Genomic DNA, 15,395 nt, shown 5'->3' on the forward strand with positions numbered 1-15,395 from the left:
CCTGTTAAGTAGATTTAGCTAAAAACAACTATCAAAATTTTTAATTTGGCTCGGCTCTTATCGAGAAGAAGAATAACTTTGATAGTTGTTCAGTGAGTTATAGCTTTGTTGAGGTTGTATCGACCGAAGTTAACTACAGACTGTTGACTAGATAGGTAGATTTGTGTTGAATCACTCAGTTCTTAATTAGGCACAAAGCAACGAACAAAAATAATTCAAAGGAAGACTTTGAGTAATGGTAACTTTAGCTAGAAAACCCCAAGACTTTATTTCAAGATTTTTTGATTATTGCCACAAAAGTTATCAATGTCTCAGCCGAGATTTTGGTTTATTTGTGATGCGCAAAATTGGTCGTTTTGAGCTGATACGTGACTTGGTGAGAAGTTTTTCCCAACTATCCTACAAATCACCAGAAATTAGCGAAAATCAGGCTTCGATGTTTCAAAACATCAATGCAGATCAGGTAGTTTCGACCATGAAAAAAGATGGCTATTATGTAGGGCTTCAGCTACCGCAAGATCTCGTGCAGGAGCTAAGGAAACTTACTAAATCAGAAATTTGCTATGGTGATAGAAACCATAATTTTAGCTTTCATTACAATGAAAAAGAAAAGCTAGAAGAGAAGATTGGCAAAAAAATCATGCTGGGTAGTTATCTGAACTACAGCAGAAACTGGTCAGCTTTTCGGAAACTAGCAAACGACCCAACTTTATTAGCAATAGCTGCTAAGTATCTCGGCACTAATCCTCAGTGTATAGAGAGTGAAATTGCCTGGAGTTTTCCAGTTCAAGCGAGCTGGTTTGAGCAAATGAAAGCAGCTCAGGTATATCACTATGACCTGGATGATTATCGCTCAATTAAGTTCTTCTTTTACTTGACAGATGTAGATCTCTCAAGCGGGCCGCATGCTTACATTCGCAGCACACACAAAAATAAGAAGTTACTACATCAGCTACTGGGTCAACGCTGTGCTGGTCTGGGCGACCAAAATATTTTGGATAATTACGGACCAGAAAATGAGGTAACTGTTTGCGGAACTGCTGGTTTGGGATTTGTAGGAGACACTTGCTGTTTTCACAAAGGCAGTATTCCTACTGAGAAAGAGCGATTGTTGCTACAGATAGAGTTTGCAATTAACAAGTATCAAGGTCTGAGACTTTGCTAATGTTAGTCTCCAGTATCCCCACTTTCCAGGAGTGGGAATACTGAAGATTGCCTCTTAAAGGGTACTTATACCAATTTCAAAAAAGATTGATTACTTAAAACAATATTTGTCGCAACTCTAAACAAAATTGGTGTGATCTGGATCGCTTTCCTTGACAACTTACCACTACCCTTATCGAGCCTACCTTCAATCAGTTACGGTGATTGTTGTTATAGCGGATTCTAGCACCAGCCCACTGCAACTTTTCCCGTAATGTTTGGTAGTACGAGTAATTGCCTCGCAAAATAATAAACTTGGCATAACAGTCAGCAATACGGACATCCACTCTCTGCCCAGGCCAAATGGATGTGCCGAGAACACCATCTGTCCAGAGTTTAGTGTTGAGTTCATAATCTCCCAAAGGCCAAATGCTGACAACAGAACCAGCAGGTAGAACAAGAGGACGGCTAGAAAGACTCAAGGGACAAATTGGTGTCACGGTAATTGCTTCCATGCCATCGTGTAGAATTGGTCCGTTGGCAGAAAGAGTATAGCAAGTTGAACCAGTAGGCGTCCCGACGATTAGCCCGTCTCCCTGGTACTGATCGACAACTTCCCCGTCAATTTCCATCTCCAGAATCGAGGTAATCATACGATCTGCTGAGGCGGGTTTAACGCAAATTTCATTAAGTGCCAGGAAGCGATCGCTTACGGCTAGAGTTTCCCTGCGCGAAGCATGGCTATCTTTGAGAGATGGCCCCTCAAATACATGTGCTTGCACCATCATCCGCCGTTGAACAGCATAACGGTCTTCTAATATTCGCTGCAAAACCTGCTCGGTGTCTTTAAATTCCTCAAACGGCTCTGTCAAAAAGCCCAAATTTCCTCCCACGTTGACTGCCAAAATCGGAGTCCCTTCTGGAGCCAGATGCCTTGCAGCTGCCAGTACCGTACCATCACCGCCCAAAACTATCGCTAAATCAATCGGTTGTGTTGACGAGGCTAAAAATACGGGATAGGGGTTATCTTTTGCTCCACTTGGTCCAATGAGAACGTGGCATTGATGTTTTTCTAATTCACGAGCACATTTTTCTGCCCAAGCTTTGCCTTGAGGGTCTCCAGCTTTGTGAACAATAATAACCTGCTTTAATTGCACCTTAACCTCATTACTCAGCCCTTGTGGTCATCCCTATTCTAAAGAGGATCGCTCGATAGGGCAGTATCGTATTGGTCAATTATTACCTGATCAGCTAATGCATCTTCTCCAGGCAAAACAGCTCATTGGTGCAAATTCATCAGAAAAAATACTTTTGAAAGTGCAGATTATTTCAGAAGAATAATTAATTTTGCTGACTACTGATACCAATACCAAGTTGCAGTCAAAGAGGTAACCTGTGATGGTCAGTTCCTTGCTCCACTCAGGCTACATTGAGTGAGGGTTGCTCATGCTCTACTACGAACACATTAGCGTAAAGGTTAGCAATGATTTGCCTACCTTCAAGGGTTAGCTCTAAGTAGGGCAAGGCATCCTTGATGTAGGGATAGACGCCTTTCCAGTAAAACTGGGAGTAGTTTTGCCGCAGGTCTCCTGGATGGTGATATCCTAGTTGTTTGTTGACACCTGTTTCTTCAAACTCATAATATAAAGCGCTAATCTTCTTTAAGTATCGTGGGTCGCTGAGCTGACCAATTAAATCAGCAGCTCTCACTAAGCCAGGTGCATTGATTTTATCTTGATGGTCTTCGTCATTAGGCACTGGAAAACGAGTTAGCTCGATGTTAAGCTTAATCACTCTGGCGTCGATGATCAGGTGTCCGCCAAAGCGCTCCTCAATAAATAATTTTCCTCGATCTACATGGTAAGGAGTCAGACTGGCATCACTAGCTCCTTGGGGTAGAGAAATCATTGCTTCATCTACACCGGTAGCATACAACCCTTCACTGATTTGGTCTTTGCGGCAGACTCCTTTGACATAGCCGATATCATGACAGAGCAAAGAGATAATGGTGTGCATCCAGTCTTCACAAGAAATTCCACCTTCACGGATATGTTTGCCCCGCAAAATCTCCTGTCCAACTAACGTAACTAAGATTGTATGTTCGACATTGTGATATAGGGCATCGCTATTAGCAATATTTTCTAACGCCATACCTCCTGCCCAGCCAATAATTTCTGCGTATTGAGAATTCCAGCCTCCGTAGGTGCGTTGGTAGCCTTCTCGGATATTTTGTACAAAGTGGTCAATGAGTATTTGTGTGGTATCTAACATAGAGAGTTATTTCGACGGTACTAAGCAGCTAGTTTGCAATTATTCAACAAAATAAGGACTGGTTTGATCTAGCTAATTATTTTTCTATTTCTAAATTGAGTTTGGTTTTTCTTGATTTGATAATAGAGTTAGTTACTAGGATAGATTGAAAAATAACAGCTTGGCTATATATATATCCTAAGTAAAAGACGAATAATTAATTGTGATTAAATCTTTTAAAGAAAAGTGATTTTCTGAGAATATGTATGTGAGGGAGATCACAAAATTATTAATATACTGAGGTTTATTTACCCTGTATCAAGAGGAAGTCAGCAAGCCATAAGCCATAACTGATAAAGGTTTTGAGCTTAGTGACTTCTGCCATATTGCGCAAATTTTGTGCTGATTAGCTGATTTACTTTCAACTAAATAAAACGGCACGGTAATCCCATTGCTTCTAGGTTAACCTCTAATTATTCAGTGAGATTAGCGCAACACCAGAGATTGTTCTGGTATAAATTCATTGCTCAAAACTCAATACCTGGTTGCGCCTTGACTCCCTGTTCCCGGAAAGGATGCTTAACTAGAGTCATTTCCGTTACTAAGTCTGCTCGCTCAATCAATGCGGCTGGCGCTCCTCTTCCGGTTAGAATGACATGAGTATCTCTAGGTTTTTGCTCTAAGCCTGCCAAAACGTCCTCGACCTTGAGGTAGTTTAGCTTCAAGGCTATATTAATTTCATCCAATAGTACTAGCCGGAAGTCCTGGTTACAAATAAATCCTAGCGCTTTTTCCCATGCTTCCTGTGCTGTAGCAATATCTCGGTTTCGATCTTGCGTTTCCCAAGTAAAGCCTTCTCCCATGGCATGAAACTCTAGTTGGGGTTTATCTCCGGATGCAGCTAATGTCCAGTGTTGGAAGGCTGTTTTCTCGGCTGGTTCCCAAGCTCCCTTGATAAATTGTACAATTGCTACCCGGTAGCCATGGCCCAGCGATCGCAAAACCATTCCCAACGCCGCTGTTGTCTTACCCTTGCCGTTACCAGTGTTAACAATAATTAAACCCTTTTCTTGAGACGCCTCAGCAACTCGTTTTTCTTGTACTTCCTTACGCCTCTGCATTTTCTGCTGATATTGCTCTGGTGTCAGTCCAGATATTCCTGAGTCAGCAATATCATTCGATTCCGGGGTTTCTTGAGAGGCGGTTTGGTAATTCATCATCTATTCAAGTTAGGCAGACAAACGGCACCAAGGCTAGAATCATCCCCAGTCAAGTAAATAATTGAGACTGAGGCTGATTTTAGAGATCATTGATCCAGTCAATACTAAGCCTATAGTAGAGTGGTTGAGGCGCACTATTATGGTTATCTCTACAATAAGCGCCTTACCCAGTGCAAAATTTAAGCTAGGTTTACCGCTAATTGAGCTACGGATAATCCCAACTAGGTTGTTCTAGTTCTTCAATTACGGTATCTTGGTTGATCTGGTTGTGCTGATGGTCGGATATTTGTTGAGGAGGCATCCAGGAATAATCCCAGTCGGGATGCTCCAGCTCTTCAATAGGACGAGCCATGTCTCCCTGATAATTCTGATTCACTCGTATAGCTTTATCTTGCAAACGCTCCGGTACGTAACGCGGGTGAACAGGTAGTCCGTGTACCAACATAAACTCGGCTAATTGTTCAGAATGTATGTAAATTCCTCGGTTGTGGAGGGACTGCAAAATTTCCTCGAATGTTGGCCAGTGTTCATCATTATCTGTTGGTTTTGATGAAGACTGCATATTGTTGAGAGCGAGAAAAAGAAAATCGTTGGGCATTGCTAGAACAGATGGGGCTTATACAGTAACTTTCTGGACTCTGAGTAATTTAACTAACTAAATTTTGAATTGGTCTGCATAGCGTAGACCCAGCCACTAGTTCCAATCGCGATGCTTACCCCAGGAAATATCAGGGATTTCTTCACTAACAGTGAGTCTGGGGTGAGGATACCTTAATCTGCAAAATATCAAGTCCCCCTTTTCCTAATGGGTAATTTATCTTAGCCTAATGTAAAGACAAGCTTCATACTTTTAGAGTATTGTGCTTTGTAGAATAAGGCAAAATCCCCCCGTAGCGGAAATTTGTCATAAAAATTAATTTCTTCAAAGATTAACCCTTTTCCTTGATAAATTTTGCTGCTTTCCCTTGGTCTAACTGCAATCCTCGCTGTTTACGTTGCCTGGAACTTAGGGGCAAATGATGTCGCCAATTCCATGGGTACCTCGGTTGGCTCGAAAGCCCTGACTCTGCAGCAGGCGCTGGTAGTTGCTGGTGTTTTGGAGTTCACTGGCGCTGTTTTGTTTGGTCAAGATGTTTCAGAAACCCTGGCAACGAAGGTAGTCAACCCCGCTTTATTTGAGGAAACACCTCAGTTACTGCTAATCGGCATGATAGCGGTGTTGCTCTCTTGTGGTTTATGGCTGCAAATTGCCACCAGTCAGGGTTTGCCGGTAGCATCATCCCATGCAGTAGTAGGAGCGATCGCAGGTTTTAGTTGGGTGGCAGTGGGAATCGAGGCTGTTGACTGGACTAATATTGGTCGTATTACACTTGCCTGGGTAGTAACTCCCTTGGTAAGCGGTATCCTGGCAGTAGGGTTATACAGCTTACTGAAGTACTCGATTCTGGAACAACCTAACCCTATCGAGAAGTTGGTTGAGTGGATTCCTTGGCTGAGTGCCTCAATGCTGAGCGTCTTCGGTGTAATTGTCTTGCCTACTATATTTGCACGCCCCTTCTTCGCCACTTTGCCTTTTCCTGCCCACGACTTGCCGATTGCCACTGCTGCTGTAGCTGCTGTTATCCTCACCATTGTTAGCTGGCGTCAACTTGCCCAAAATAATTCAACCGAAGTACCTAAAAGTGGTTCCAATTTGCAACTATACTCACCTGTGGAGCGGCAACTAGGGAAGTTCCAGGTACTAAGTGCTTGCTTTGTTGCCTTTGCCCACGGTTCCAATGATGTCGGCAACGCGATCGCACCCTTAGCCGCGATCACATACATTATTCAAACTGGTTCCGTACCCCTTGATAGCTTAAGTATCCCCTTATGGATTCTCTTGCTCGGCGGTGCTGGCATCGTTGCTGGTTTAGCCGTCTTGGGTAAAAAAGTAATCTCCACAGTGGGAGAAAATATCATTACCCTCCAACCCAGCAGTGGTTTTTGTGCAGAAATTGCTACCGCGACTACCATTTTGCTTGCCTCACGCGCTGGTTTACCAGTTTCAACATCCCATGCACTAGTTGGTGCAGTAGTCGGCATTGGACTAATTCAGACTCAGCAGAGTGTTCGTTTTCAAACAGTGAAATCCATTGCCTTGGCGTGGTTAATTACCTTGCCTGTCGCAGCCGGTTTAGGAGCGATAATCTTTTCTATTGCTCAAAGCTTTATTGCCCAGACAAATTTGTTTTTACCAGGCGTTCTCTGATAATTGATAGGTAATCTCAAATCCAGTTGAATGGCTGTAGCAATGAGCTTAGCACAATAGCACTAGACCTCAGACGAGTAAAATCAATGTTTATTATTGCATTCAAGGAATAGGTTAAACACCAATGGAGGAACTCGACAAGCAAAGGTCAAATTCTGGAGCAAATGAGCCACAAGCGGCAGAAGAGCTGATGAGATCAATGACTCAGGAGCTTGAGAAACTGCGGCAAAATCTTCTTGTCGGCTTGTCTGAGGACGTGGAGCGGCTCCAGAAAGAGAAATCTCAGTTGATTGAAGAAATTGACAAGCTTCAGTCTGAGCGGCAACAGCAGATTTCTCAGCAGCAGCAATTTGTCACACAGATTGCCCCAGCTTTAGCAAACAAGCTGCAAGAGCTAACGATGCAGCGCCTCAATCAACTGGCGGAACAATCACGAGTCTCAGAACCATTTCTGAGGCTAACAGCAGGGCTAAACCCACAGCCATTAACGATTGATCTTACTGCTGGTTCTGGTTTGCCACCAGCTTTAACTGCCAGTGATTACAACGAAAATGCTTACCGACTAATTGCCTCTTTGGATTCTACTCTGAGGACAACTTTTAGTACACTACAAAAAGATCTCAATAGCTATCAGAGTTCTCTCTCGCAGCAGTTGGCTCAGATGTACAATTTGGGACAGCAAGGAGAAGCCTTTCTGGAGATGCTTGTTGAGCGGTTACGAGAAGAAATTCAATCTCAGCCATCTACCAGCAAGAACAACTCGCTGAATTCCCCAACAGTAGCAGAGTCTTCCCCCCTGTCTGATGCTGACACTTATGGCTATCCCGAAGAAAATTACAATACTTCTGTCGTCTCTTACCCCCGTGAGCAATCATTAACAGCCACCGAGTTCTTAGACTCCTCAGGGCCAGCTACTACCATTCAAGAGCGCCCAATTGAGTCTAGAAAAGCCTGGAAACAACCCCTTGGTTTTTTGTTAGTTCTGCTTTCTTGGTTTGCTCTCTCTTGCGAGTACTTAGTAGTTACTGTAATTTTCAACCAATCTCAACTCTTTAGTTTATCTGAACCAATTGGGGGGTTTATTTCTCTGGGTGTAGGAAATGCCCTACTTATCCTCTGGCTACGAATGCTGGTTGTAGTGCCGCTAATGGCAATTTTGGCCACCCTACTCTACCCAGCAGTATGGCGAGATCTTAAGCAATTTATTCAATCCCAGGATTGGTCTTTATTTCTCAAACTTTTAGGCAGTGGCTTCTTTCTATTTTTGTCTCAAATGCTAATTTATCTGGCTTTGGGTTCGCTTTCACCAGGGATTACCATTACAGTTTTCTTTATCTATCCCGTGGTTACTTTGCTGTTGTCATGGGCGCTGTTTGGGGTTCGCCTTAGCTTATTACGCACCATAGTTATTTTTAGTGTTTTAGTGGGAGTTGCCTTGAGCATTTTTGCCACTAACGGAGATGGAGAATCTGCTACTTCAGGCGTCAGCGCGGCTGTTGCTTCTGGTATTGCTTTCGCTTTTTATATAGTTTTGATGCAAACCTGCGGGCAAAAACTTAATCCGATTCCTTGTAGCTGGATTAACTTTATCCTGGTTCTTGCTTTTTCTAGCCTCAGCTTGGCATTACCATTACCAGAGTCTTGGGGTTTCGAGATTGACCCCACTGTAGAGTGGTCTAGTATGTTCGTCAGTAGTTTAGTCTTAGGTGGAGCTACCCTTCTGAGCTATTTGCTGAGCAACATTGGCATTAGAATGATTGGTGCCAGTCGAGCTTCTATTTTGGGGGCAACTGTACCAGCTTTAACGGCATTCTTGGCATTTTTTAGCCTTCAAAAAATAATCTCTGGAGGGCAAATCTTGGGTATGCTACTAGTTACTCTGGGAGTTGCTGCCCTAAGTTTTGAGCAGTGGCGTCGCCAGAGCAAAGCAGCTCAACTGGCTGCAAGAGAAGGATAAAATCGATGTGCTCAATCTTGATATTCTCCGCCTTTGATGATGAAGGCGAGGAACCAGACAAAAAGACACACGAATATTAGGTCGTAGTTAAATGTCATCAGGGGATGAGTAGCTTGGATCAAGCTCAAGTTTCCTTGATCAAAGTTTACAGTCTCAGAAATCTGGGCATGGTAAGTCATCATAGATTACTTAAAGGGAAAGCATCTGCTTTTTTATACAGGCTTTCCTTTCAGTAGTCAGGGAACTCTCAAGGCAAAAAAAGATGATGCTCCTGTTAGAAGTGATGGAACATCAAGTTACGGCAAAAGCATCTGCACAGAAGGTCTATTGAGTTTGGTAAGAGAAAAATTTTCCTTAATAGCACAGCAGAAGGAAGCTATCCTATTATCAAGATCTCAATTAAGTTAACGGGTGCATTAACTAGTACCGAGTCAGCATCTTAGATAAGGAAATTAAGATGAATGCAGGGGTAGATTCGACGGTCAGTCTTTCCGGCTATCGTCTAATCCAGCGATTATACTGTAGTTCCCAAACCCAAGTCTATCGGGCAATTCGAGACTCCGACCATTACCCTGTCGTCATCAAACTGCTCAAGCAAGACTGCCCCAGCCTCAGTCAACTGCTGCAATTTTGCAACCAATACACCATTACTAAAAATTTGCCTTTGCCGGGAGTTGTTGAACCCTACAGTTTAGAACCCTACGGCAAAAGCTATGCCCTGGTCATGGAGGACTTTGGTGGCATTTCTCTGCAAGAGTACACAACAACTTATGCCATCGAACTAGATGAGATACTAGAGATCGCTATACAACTAGCTGAGATTCTCAACGGACTCTACCAAAACCGAGTCGTTCACAAAGACCTAACACCCTTCAATATTCTGATTAATCCAGAAACTAAACAGGTCAAGCTGACTGACTTTAGCATTGCCTGTTTGCTGCCTTGCGAAACCCCAAGTTTTGCCAACTCCCAGCGACGAGAAGGCACCCTTGCCTACCTCTCGCCAGAGCAAACCGGACGCATGAATCGGGGAATTGATCATCGCAGCGACTTCTACTCTCTGGGAGTTACCCTGTTTGAATTACTCACTGGACAATTACCCTTTCCATCCCAAGACCGGATAGAAGTGGTGCATTGCCATATTGCCAAACAGCCTCCTCAAGTTGATCACCTCAATCAGCAGATTCCCCTGGTAGTATCTAATATTGTCAGCAAGTTGATGGCGAAGAACGCCGAAGAACGCTATCAGAGTGCCTTCGGACTGAAGCACGACCTAAAACTGTGTAGGCAAAGGTTAGAGGATGGGCAAATTGAATCCTTTAATTTGGGAAAGTACGATGTTTGCGATCGCTTCCTGATTCCCAACATACTCTACGGACGAGAGTCCGAAGTTGCTGCCTTGTTGGCGGCGTTTGTTCGCATCGCGTCTCCCCGAAAGAAACGAGCCACAACAGAAGACAGGCAGAAGCTTCTCTGTTCACCCTGCTCTGAACTCTGCCTGATTAGCGGTGCCTCAGGTATTGGTAAAACCGCTCTGGTTAATCAAGTCCAAAAGCTGATGGTTCAGCAACGGGGCTATTTTATCGAGGGCAAATTTGACCAACTCAATCACAATATTCCCTTGAGTGCCTTCGTGCAAGCCTTTCGCGACCTCATGGGACAATTGTTGAGCGAGAGCGATATCCAACTGCAAGCTTGGCAGTCCGCCATTCTGAAAGCTGTGGGCGAGAATGGACAAGTGCTCATTGAGGTAATTCCTGAACTAGAGCAGATCATTGGCAAGCAAAACCCTGTGCCAGAACTCTCTGGTAGCGCTGCCCAAAATCGCTTCAATCTAGTGTTCCAGAAATTCATTCAGGTGTTTACCACACCAGATCATCCCCTGGTTTTGTTCCTAGATGACTTACAGTGGACTGACTCGGCTTCACTGCAACTGATGCAGTTGTTGTTGATCAGTGAACAAATTAACAATCATTTGCTCCTGATTGGAGCGTACCGAGGAGAGGAAGTTGGGGCGGCTCATCCTTTGCAGCTCACACTAGAGGAGATTAGCCAAACTAACGCTGCTATTCAAGTTATCACCTTAGCGCCTCTTACTCAAGCTAAGATTAACCATCTAGTTGCTGACACGCTCAACTGCTCTCTAGAACTGGCACAACCCTTAGCTGAATTAGTCTATTGCAAAGCGCAGGGCAATCCCTTTTTCACCGTTGAGTTTCTCAAAACTCTCTACGAGGATGGATACCTTACTTTTAACCGAGAAGAGCACTCTTGGCAATGTGACATCGCCCAGGTGAATAGGCTTTCCCTGACGGCTGATGTCGTAGAATTTATGGCGCTGCAACTAAAAAAGTTGCCAGAGAAGACGCGCACGCTCTTACAATTATCAGCTTGTATTGGCAACCAATTTGATTTGACAACTCTAGCAATTGTCTATGAGAAATCGCCTGTAGAAACAGCTACAGATTTATGGCAAGCCTTACGAGAAGGATTGATTCTGCTCAACCGTGAAGTTTACAAGTTTCGGCAGTCAGAGAGTGGTAAGGAGACTAACTCAGAGAGTCTGGTTGGTTTATCCTATCGGTTTTTGCACGATCGCATCCAGCAAGCAGCATATTCTTTAATTGCAGATGACCAGAAATTATCGGTTCACCGCAGAATGGGTCAATTATTGCTGCACAACATCCCGCCAGCAGCCAGGGAAGAGAGAATTTTTGAGTTTATTCACCACCTGAATCTTAGCGCTGCCTTAATTACGCAACAGGCTGAGCGTGATGCACTGGCACATTTGAATCTAACTGCTGCCCGTAAAGCTAGAACGGCTACTGCTTATCGAGTCGCGATTGACTATTTGCGAACAGGGCTAAATTTGTTGTCAGATAATAGTTGGCATGATCAATACGAACTGACTTTAACTCTCCATGAATCCTTAGCAGAAGCTGCTTTTCTCAGTGGTGAATTTGGGCAAATGCAGCAGTGGATTGAGGTCATTGAAAAACAGGCTCGCAGCTTGCTTGACAAAATTAACGCCTACGAAATTAAAATCTACGCTCACAGCGCTCAAAAAAACCTGCGTGGTGCCGTTAAAACAGGTTTACAAATACTCGAACAGCTCGGATTTGCCCTGCCTAATTCACCAACAGATGCAGATATTCAGGAAGCGATCGCACACACTAAGGCCTTGCTGCCTACCGCAGGTATTGAGCATCTAATTAATTTACCAGAGATGACACAACCCCAGGCATTAGCCGCCATGAGGATGTCCTATGCCTACGCAGCGGCGGCTTATATGTCGAGTCCTCCACTATTTTTACTTAGTTCATTGGCAGAAATTCGCACCTCTATTGAGCATGGTAATGCCCCCATGTCAGCGGCAGCTTATGCTCACCATGGTCTGATTCTTTGTGGTGTACTTAACGATATTGACCAGGGATATGAATTTGGCAAGCTAGCCCTACGCCTTGCAGAGCGCTACAACAATAAAGCTCTCAATTCTAAAGTGTACTTTTTGGCTGCAACCATGATTTTGCCGTGGCAAGATGCGATTAAAGATTCGTTGCCACTACTACAAGCGGCGTATCAAGATGGTATTGAATCAGGTCACTTAGAAGTTGCGTCAGTTTGCTGCTACCACATGGCTCTATGTTCCTATGTGATGGGTCAAGAACTCACTTCCCTAGAGGCGAAAGTTGCTTCTCTCAGTCAGCAAGTTAGGCAAATTCACCAAGACTTGATCGTCAAGATGTGCGAGAATACTCGACAAGCGATTCTCAATTTGCAAGGTCGTGCCAGTAATCCCTGTCAGTTGATGGGTGAGGCGGTGGATGAAGAAGAGCTGATTATACAATATCAGTCCGTCAACCATTTGTTAGCACTCTACAGCTTGCATTGGCATAAGCTGATTCTCTGTTACTTGTTTGGTGAATATGATGCCGCCCTTGAGCAAGCTGAATTAGCGTTTAGCTACTTAGAAGGAGCAACTGCTCAAATAGTGGTGCCTCTATTATATTTTTATGATTCTTTAACGCGATTAGCGATCGCTGATGCCCAATCCCAGCCAGTGGCAACAGAATTACTTGCTGCCGTCACTGCTAACCAAGAAAAGCTCAAGCATTGGGCCAAGCATGCACCACAAAACTATCAACATAAGTATGATTTAGTCGCAGGTAATTATTATTGGCTGAAGGGACGGTTTATTGAAGCGATAGAATACTTTGAGCGGGCTATTGCCGGAGCCAAAAATAATGGCTATATCCAGGAGGAAGCCCTCGCCAACGAACTCACTGCCAAGTTTTACCTCTACTGGGGTAAAGAAAAAGTAGCTCAAGTCTATATGCAAGAAGCGTATCAGGGCTACGACAGTTGGGGGGCTACAGCTAAAACCGATGATCTGCAGCAACACTATCCCCACTTGCTACAAACCATCTTGCAACCGCAGAAACTTGGCTTCGATCCTCTAGAGGCGTTGGCAATGTTTCCTCAGGATGTGATTGAAAACCCAACTCCAGTTGTCAGCACTGGTAATAGCAGTATCGTTTATGGTTTTGATTTTGCTTCTCTCCTCAAAACGGCTCAGGCTCTTTCTAGTACCATTGAGCTAGATGAATTAATCGCCACACTCACCCAAATTATTTTGAAAAATGCTGGCGCGGAAACCTGTGTTTTGATGCTACCCGGCCAGGAACAGTGGCAAATTCGGGCGATAACTCAGATTAACTCGGATGAGCAACCATTACTGCAACCCCAATCGTTAGATAGCAGCCAAGCTGTCCCCCTGAGGCTGATTCAATACGTGAGACGCACGCTTAAATCAGTAGTAATTGAAGAGGGCAAAACGGACATTCCAGGAATTATCGACCACTATCTGCTCCAGCATCAACCTCAAAGTGTGCTGTGTACGCCAATTCTGAATCAAGGACATTTAGTTGCTATTCTCTATCTGGAAAATCGCTCGACGAAAGGTGTGTTTACACGGGATTGTTTGTTAGTAGTTAACTTCCTTTGTACTCAAGCTGCAATTTCTTTGGAAAATGCTCGCCTCTATCAACAAGCTCAACAAGCTCTAAGCAACTTGCAATCAGCCCAATTACAATTAGTGCAGAGTGAAAAAATGTCCGTCTTGGGGAATCTCGTGGCTGGAGTAGCTCACGAAATTAACAATCCGATTGGGTTTATTTCTGGCAACCTGAATGCAGCTAAACGGGGTGTTCACGAGCTAACTGAGCATCTAAATTTATACCGTGAGCAAGCTTCTACTACTAACATTATCCATCATGCTCAAGAGATTGATCTGGAGTATTTGCTCAAAGATCTACCCAAGATGATTGATTCGATGCAAGTAGGATGCGATCGCATTATCAGTATTAGTGATAGCCTGCGGACTTTCTCCAGAGCCGATCAGGATTATAAAGTACCTTTTAATCTTCACGAAGGAATTGACAGTACTCTGATAATTCTCAAACATTGCCTCAAAGCTAACGAAACTCGACCAAAAATCAAAGTCAGTAAGGATTATGCTGATCTACCACCTATCAATTGCTTTCCTGGACAACTGAATCAGGTATTTATGAACATCCTATCTAATGCGATTAATGCTATAGATGAATCTAACCAAAGAAAGCATTATCAAGCAATTGAAAAGAATCTCAATCAGATTACAATCCGCACCTCGATACTAGATGAAAAGCATGTTAGTATCCAAATTCATGACAACGGTATTGGCATACCTGAAGAGATCAAACCTCGCATCTTTGACCATTTATTCACCACAAAAAGCGTAGGTAAAGGAACTGGATTAGGATTAGCGATCACTCGTCAGATTGTGGTGGAAAAACATGGCGGAGTGATCGAGGTTAATTCTGTGTTAGGTCAAGGAACTGAGTTTGAAATTAGGTTGCCTGTCCATGGATAACGCAATTATGGAAAATGGGATTTTCTTCTCAATTTTCCATTTTCTATTGGCGACTTCTCCCCCACTTAAAAGGCGAGGGAGAAGTCAACCTTACGTTTGAAGCTAAATCTCAGAGGTTGATATCTCCCCTGGTAAGAGATTCTTAACCAAATTGATTAACTCTTGAGGATGGCAAAATTTGGAAATGTAAGCATCCGCACCCTGTTTACTGCCCCAGTAAAAATCACATTTTTCTGTTTTATTAGAGTAAATTAGGACAGCTGGTTTCTGGGTTCTGCTTTGGGATTTCAGCCGCCTACAGACTTCGTAACCATTCATGCGAGGCATAACAATGTCCAAAATCACCAAATCAGGACGGTAAGTTTGAGCCAATTCCAGCGCTTCAACGCCATTACCAGCAAAAATAACCTTTAGTCCTGTTCTTTTGAGAATTTTATAAATTATTTGCTGTTGCGTGAGATCATCTTCTACCACAAGAACTTTACCCATGGATACCTATTTTTGGGCTTTTTACCCTTAACTACCATCTAATCAGCAGGTAGATACTCCCAAAGTTAGTGTCGCTTCCAAAAACATCATAGTCGAAGGACAATTCTCTTACCAAGGGTAGTGATAGTTAATTGTGTTATGTGAAGAGATCAGTTGAGGAATTAGTGGCTAAACAGA

The 15,395-nt window shown here is 43.5% G+C and carries 10 protein-coding genes; 4 read left to right on the forward strand and 6 right to left on the reverse strand.

Going from position 1 to position 15,395, the window contains the following annotated elements; translation table 11 throughout:
* Nucleotides 1-235 precede the first annotated feature (235 nt).
* Nucleotides 236-1,165: a phytanoyl-CoA dioxygenase family protein gene (locus tag ACT7WV_RS11445; protein WP_445103018.1), complete on the forward strand. Its 930-nt coding sequence runs from the start codon at nt 236-238 to the stop codon at nt 1,163-1,165.
* Nucleotides 1,166-1,355: 190 nt separating this feature from the next.
* Here the strand turns inward: ACT7WV_RS11445 and ACT7WV_RS11450 are convergent, their stop codons facing one another.
* The 4 genes from ACT7WV_RS11450 to ACT7WV_RS11465 all read right to left on the reverse strand — a co-directional run bounded on the left by ACT7WV_RS11450 (nt 1,356) and on the right by ACT7WV_RS11465 (nt 5,211).
* Complete coding sequence (locus tag ACT7WV_RS11450) at nt 1,356-2,300, reverse strand: NAD(+) kinase (RefSeq protein WP_445103019.1); 945 nt, start codon at nt 2,298-2,300, stop codon at nt 1,356-1,358.
* 262 nt (nt 2,301-2,562) lie between these two features.
* Nucleotides 2,563-3,414, reverse strand: a complete 852-nt coding sequence (locus ACT7WV_RS11455; RefSeq protein ID WP_445103020.1) for an Npun_R2479 family HD domain-containing metalloprotein — start codon at nt 3,412-3,414, stop codon at nt 2,563-2,565.
* 506 nt (nt 3,415-3,920) lie between these two features.
* Nucleotides 3,921-4,613, reverse strand: coding sequence for a cob(I)yrinic acid a,c-diamide adenosyltransferase (gene cobO, locus ACT7WV_RS11460; protein WP_445103021.1), 693 nt, complete (start codon nt 4,611-4,613; stop codon nt 3,921-3,923).
* 205 nt (nt 4,614-4,818) lie between these two features.
* Entirely contained in the window at nt 4,819-5,211 is a 393-nt protein-coding gene (locus ACT7WV_RS11465; RefSeq protein WP_445103022.1) for a hypothetical protein, read from the reverse strand.
* Between the two features lie 351 nt (nt 5,212-5,562).
* Between ACT7WV_RS11465 and ACT7WV_RS11470 the strand changes: the two genes are divergently transcribed.
* Both ACT7WV_RS11470 and ACT7WV_RS11475 read left to right on the forward strand, forming a co-directional pair.
* Nucleotides 5,563-6,861, forward strand: coding sequence for an inorganic phosphate transporter (locus tag ACT7WV_RS11470; protein WP_445105628.1), 1,299 nt, complete (start codon nt 5,563-5,565; stop codon nt 6,859-6,861).
* 124 nt (nt 6,862-6,985) lie between these two features.
* Entirely contained in the window at nt 6,986-8,818 is a 1,833-nt protein-coding gene (locus ACT7WV_RS11475; protein WP_445103023.1) for a DMT family transporter, read from the forward strand.
* Between the two features lie 11 nt (nt 8,819-8,829).
* On the opposite strand, the gene ACT7WV_RS11480 is transcribed toward ACT7WV_RS11475, so the two are convergent.
* Nucleotides 8,830-9,000 (reverse strand): hypothetical protein, encoded by a 171-nt coding sequence (locus ACT7WV_RS11480; RefSeq protein WP_445103024.1) that lies wholly within the window; start codon nt 8,998-9,000, stop codon nt 8,830-8,832.
* Between the two features lie 275 nt (nt 9,001-9,275).
* Here ACT7WV_RS11480 and ACT7WV_RS11485 point away from each other — a divergent pair, with 275 nt between their 5' ends.
* A complete protein-coding gene (locus ACT7WV_RS11485) occupies nt 9,276-14,729 on the forward strand; it encodes a trifunctional serine/threonine-protein kinase/ATP-binding protein/sensor histidine kinase (RefSeq protein WP_445103025.1) in 5,454 nt (1,817 codons plus the stop codon).
* A gap of 102 nt (nt 14,730-14,831) precedes the next feature.
* On the opposite strand, the gene ACT7WV_RS11490 is transcribed toward ACT7WV_RS11485, so the two are convergent.
* Complete coding sequence (locus ACT7WV_RS11490) at nt 14,832-15,218, reverse strand: response regulator (RefSeq protein ID WP_445103026.1); 387 nt, start codon at nt 15,216-15,218, stop codon at nt 14,832-14,834.
* Between the last annotated feature and the right edge of the window lie 177 nt (nt 15,219-15,395).

Source organism: Symploca atlantica LB2515, assembly GCF_052546295.1.

Coding starts and splice junctions, on each gene's coding strand:
- ACT7WV_RS11445 (WP_445103018.1), top strand. CDS start 236: ATGGTAACTTTAGCTAGAAAACCCCAAGACTTTATTTCAAGATTTTTT.
- ACT7WV_RS11455 (WP_445103020.1), bottom strand. CDS start 3,414: ATGTTAGATACCACACAAATACTCATTGACCACTTTGTACAAAATATC.
- cobO (WP_445103021.1), bottom strand. CDS start 4,613: ATGATGAATTACCAAACCGCCTCTCAAGAAACCCCGGAATCGAATGAT.
- ACT7WV_RS11465 (WP_445103022.1), bottom strand. CDS start 5,211: ATGCCCAACGATTTTCTTTTTCTCGCTCTCAACAATATGCAGTCTTCA.
- ACT7WV_RS11475 (WP_445103023.1), top strand. CDS start 6,986: ATGGAGGAACTCGACAAGCAAAGGTCAAATTCTGGAGCAAATGAGCCA.
- ACT7WV_RS11480 (WP_445103024.1), bottom strand. CDS start 9,000: ATGATGACTTACCATGCCCAGATTTCTGAGACTGTAAACTTTGATCAA.
- ACT7WV_RS11485 (WP_445103025.1), top strand. CDS start 9,276: ATGAATGCAGGGGTAGATTCGACGGTCAGTCTTTCCGGCTATCGTCTA.
- ACT7WV_RS11490 (WP_445103026.1), bottom strand. CDS start 15,218: ATGGGTAAAGTTCTTGTGGTAGAAGATGATCTCACGCAACAGCAAATA.